At 56.9% G+C, this 562-nt stretch carries 1 protein-coding gene; it reads left to right on the forward strand.

What is annotated here, in order from left to right; all coding sequences use genetic code 11:
* Nucleotides 1–562: sigma-54-dependent transcriptional regulator (locus tag ACQY6F_RS19035; protein WP_428776694.1), on the forward strand; the 562-nt coding region annotated here is incomplete at both ends.

Below are 562 nucleotides of genomic sequence, written 5' to 3' on the forward strand. Positions count from 1 at the left end.
TCCGCAGATGCACGTCATCATGCTGACCGGCCAGGGAAACATTGAAACCGCTGTCACGGCCATGAAAGAAGGCGCCGCCGATTTTCTGGAGAAACCCTTTCAACCCGAGGCGTTACGTGCCCGTATGGGACAGCTTTTACAAATTTGGCGCCTGCGATCCGAAAATCGTCGCCTTAAAAACAGGGGCGATCGGCCTTCTGGTTTTCATCGGCTTATCGGCAAGGCCCCGGCCATGCAGGCGGTCAAGCAGACGATCACCCGGGCGGCTCTCGCCGATGCCACAACATTGATTTATGGTGAAACGGGTACCGGCAAGGAACTTGTGGCCCGGGCCATTCATCACCACAGTCCCCGCAGCACGCAGTCTTTTATCCCGGTCGACTGCGGGGCGATCAGTGAAAACCTGGTTGAGAGTGAATTGTTCGGCCATGTCAAAGGGGCATTTACCGGTGCCCATCAATCCGCCATGGGATTGATTCGTTCGGCCAGCGGCGGGACCCTTTTCCTGGATGAAATCGGAGAGTTGCCCATGAGCACGCAGGCCAAATTGCTGCGTACCCTC

This window comes from Vibrio sp., from assembly GCF_050299255.1.
GTDB lineage: Bacteria > Pseudomonadota > Gammaproteobacteria > Enterobacterales > Vibrionaceae > Vibrio.